A 3374-nucleotide genomic window follows, 5' to 3' on the forward strand; every position below is an offset into this window, starting at 1 on the left:
CTGTGTCGCCCGCTTCCAGCCAAACAATACGGTAATCAGGCCCACATAGCTGAAGGCATTGGCGAGGAATGCGGCCGATGCCCCGGCCGCCGCCACGAGCGCGCCGCCGATCGCCGGGCCGACACTGCGGGCGATGTTGAAGCTGATACTGTTGAGCGCAACCGCTGCCGGCAGGTCCTCGCGCGGCACCTGCTCGCCAACCGATGCCTGCCAGGCCGGGCCGTTCAGTGCTGTGCCGCATCCGACCAGGAACGTCAGAGCAAGCAGCAGCCACGGCGTTATCAGGCCAAGAAAGGTCAGGGCCGTCAGGGAAACCGAGACCACCAGGAGGAATGCCTGGGCCAGGATCATCACCTTGCGGCGATCAAAGCTGTCGGCAATGGCTCCCGCCGCCAGTGAGAACAACATGATCGGCAGGGTGGTCGAGGCCTGAACCAGAGCCACCATGTCGGCTGAGCCCGCGATGGTGGTCATCATCCAGGCCGCGCCAACCGACTGGATCAGACTGCCAAAGTTGGAGAACAGCGTGGCGATCCAGATATGCCGGAAGATCTTGTGCCGGAGCGGCGCAAACGGTGACGGGCGCGCAGCGGCGCGAGGGGCATCGCTATGTGTTTCCGTCATTCGATAACTGCCTGCCTACTCCAGTGAACCCTAGCCACAGCATGTGCCGCGCACCGTGCTGCCAGCGCATATATAGTCCGTATCAACACCCTGTCTCTTGTCGATGCCGCCGCTGCCCGGACGCCGCCAGACGCTCAGCTCCACGCCCCCTGACTGAACCGGCACTCCACGCGCCATAAACCCGATATCCTTGGCCAATGACGGTCAGATTAGCGCTCCAGCCGGGTTAGCACCCAGCCGCGGATGCCCGTTCACAGCAACTGGTGCTGAGCGCTTTCAGCAGCAGCCTCTACAGGCGGCAAAGACCAGTCGACTGGATCGAGGCCTTGCTTCTCCAGGAAAGCGTTCGTCTGGGAAAAGTGACGGCAGCCGAGAAAGCCGCTGTGGGCCGACAAAGGCGAGGGGTGAGGGGCCTTCAAAACCAGATGATGCCCACCTTTGTCGATGCTGTTGACGAAGTCCGCCTTTTTCTGGGCATAGCTTCCCCACAGAAGAAAAACGACAGGTGTGGCCCTGTCGTTGACCTTCTGAATGACGGTATCCGTGAATTTTTCCCAACCCTTGTTCCGATGGGAGGCCGGCTGGCCCTGCTCGACGGTCAGTACGCTATTGAGGAGAAGAACGCCCTGCCGTGCCCAGCTTTCCAGAAAGCCGTGCCGGGCCCGGGCGATGCCCAGATCGCTCTCCAGTTCCTTGTAGATATTGACGAGGGATGGCGGCACCCGCACCCCGGGCATGACGCTAAAGCTAAGCCCATGGGCCTGACCGGGGCCGTGATAAGGGTCCTGACCAAGTATGACGACGCGGGTGCCATCCAGCGGGGTCAGCTCCAGTGCACGGAAGATATGGTCGGATTGAGGGAAGATCGTTTTGCCCTCGCTTTTTCTCAGGGCAAGAAAATCCGCGAGCTGCACCATATAGGGCCGCTCGAATTCGCCATCCAGGGCGGTGCGCCAGCTGCTGGCAATGCGATCATTCTCAAAACGGGTCATGGGTCATCAAATCCGGGCTGCAACGACGAAATGGTTCTCTCGGAAATCCGAGAAGAGACTTGCCCCCGTTTATAACGCTCAGAAACCAAATAGGGGATATGAATCGCCCCTGTGCGCCTCGATTGACCGGGGCTGCATGTACGCTGTGATCAGGAACTGGATGGTCTTTCGCCGATAACTCAGAGGTCGGGGTGACATCCATTCTCTCGGATCAGACCCGCTCAGGCAGATCCCGTTCTGCCCTGTTTGCGACAGGTTATGAGCACGTCAGTGGCCCTCTTGATGCCCATGACGCTGCTCTGAGCCGGGCAGTGCTGCGTGGCCTTAGGGCCACGGGCTTGCCTGCGGCCGGGGGCGTGCCTCCTCCCCGGAGCCATCCCTCGCCAGGGTCCGCGACGTGCCACACGCGCGAAGGCCGGGACAACGGCTGCCTCCCCCAACGCCGGCCAGGCGCCCGAGGGGCGGGTCGCGCCCTTGCCCTGATGGCAGGCGACCCGCCCCTCGAGCGGGGCCGGGCGTAAGGGGCAGCGCAACGTCCGTTGCCCCGGCCAGACGCGTGTGGCCCTGCGGCCGTGGCGACGGCGGCTCCGGGAGTGATGAAGCACACCGCCGCGTCTCTGCCTCCGGCGCTGGATCAAGCCGCGGGGCCGCCACAGGCGGCCCCAGAGCCCTTGTCAGGTATGGCCGTGCCGCTCCGGCCCTTGGCCGGGCACGGCCGAGAGGGGCTCAGGCTCACCAGGACTGATGAAAAACTGTCAAGTAAACAACGTCATACAAAGTAATTAGGCGAGATGGTATAAATAAAGGGTCAAGGCAAAAGGCCAAAGACACCCTCCAACTCAAAGAAAGGACCATGACAATGACCACGCTCAAGACCCAGGATCGCCGGCCCAACCTGTTCTATCGGGCCTCCGATATACGGCTGATCGGTTCGTATTTCTCGATGCTGGTCGAGTTTGACTATCTCGAGCTGGTCTATGACCGGCAGAGCCGCAATGACAACGAGATCTGGACCGTGCTGGTGCCCTCGCCGCGCTCGGGCGTGCTCTTCCCCATCGGCACGGCCACCTACATGCCCGGCGAGGCCGATGGCGAGGGCCCCTATTTTCTCGGGCGCCTGGAGGACCCGAGCGGCGTCATTCCCTTCAAGATCGCCCTGCAGGATCCAGGCGAGGCCAACGGGGTCTGGGTGATCCGCTACAACCCGCCGCTGGGGGCAGGCAACGGCCAGCCGCAGGGCAGCGGCCTGCAGCGCCGCACCGGCCTGCGCCCCACGGGCCTCGGGCCGAGCACGGCCGGCCGTGCGCCTGGCAGGGCCGGCCTGAACGGCGCGGGCGCAGCCCAGGGCGCAGAGCGCGCTGAGTAAGACGGGCGGGGAGCAGGAGGCCCGTCGCGCCTGCTCCCCCACCTGCCATCCTCCTGCTCTTGTCAAGGACTGCTCTGATGACTGCCGACAGACCAGAACGCGCCGCAGCCGGGCCGGAGGAACACGGCTTTGCCGCGCAGTTTGCAACGCTTACCGATGTCTTCCGGCTCGGGCCCCTGGACGAGGCCAGCACCTTGCCGATGCCCGAGCCGGACGCGGCCGCCCGCGCGATCGATCTGATCTTTGAGACTCTCTTTGACCTGTTGCGCGGCACCCGGATGGAGCCGGCCGCGCCGCAGCTGACAACCGGGCTGGTGCTGGCCCTGGTCACGACGGCCGAGCGGAGCCGGCGGGACTGGCAGGATGCCGCCGACCGTTTGCGCGACCTGCAG

Annotated in this window: 3 protein-coding genes and 1 pseudogene; 2 read left to right on the plus strand and 2 right to left on the minus strand. The window is 64.1% G+C overall.

Annotated features, from left to right (window positions below; genetic code table 11):
• Together VIG90_RS12785 and ung are read right to left on the minus strand one after the other, a co-directional pair.
• Nucleotides 1–624, minus strand: a 624-nt coding sequence (locus VIG90_RS12785; RefSeq protein ID WP_331593908.1) for an MFS transporter, incomplete at its 3' end; no start/stop codon positions are given.
• 251 nt (nt 625–875) lie between these two features.
• A complete protein-coding gene (ung, locus tag VIG90_RS12790) occupies nt 876–1616 on the minus strand; it encodes a uracil-DNA glycosylase (protein WP_331593909.1) in 741 nt (246 codons plus the stop codon).
• Nucleotides 1617–2469: 853 nt separating this feature from the next.
• On the opposite strand from ung, the gene VIG90_RS12795 reads away from it, so the two are divergent.
• Both VIG90_RS12795 and VIG90_RS12800 read left to right on the plus strand, forming a co-directional pair.
• A complete protein-coding gene (locus VIG90_RS12795; RefSeq protein ID WP_331593910.1) occupies nt 2470–2982 on the plus strand; it encodes a hypothetical protein in 513 nt (170 codons plus the stop codon).
• A gap of 77 nt (nt 2983–3059) precedes the next feature.
• A pseudogene (locus VIG90_RS12800) lies at nt 3060–3374 on the plus strand (hypothetical protein); the annotation flags it as partial.

This window comes from Pedomonas sp., assembly GCF_036515995.1.
Lineage (GTDB): Bacteria > Pseudomonadota > Alphaproteobacteria > Sphingomonadales > Sphingomonadaceae > Pedomonas.

Bases quoted from the DNA above. Each gene is read 5' to 3' on its own strand.
- ung (WP_331593909.1), bottom strand. From the start codon at position 1,616: ATGACCCGTTTTGAGAATGATCGCATTGCCAGCAGCTGGCGCACCGCC.
- VIG90_RS12795 (WP_331593910.1), top strand. From the start codon at position 2,470: ATGACAATGACCACGCTCAAGACCCAGGATCGCCGGCCCAACCTGTTC.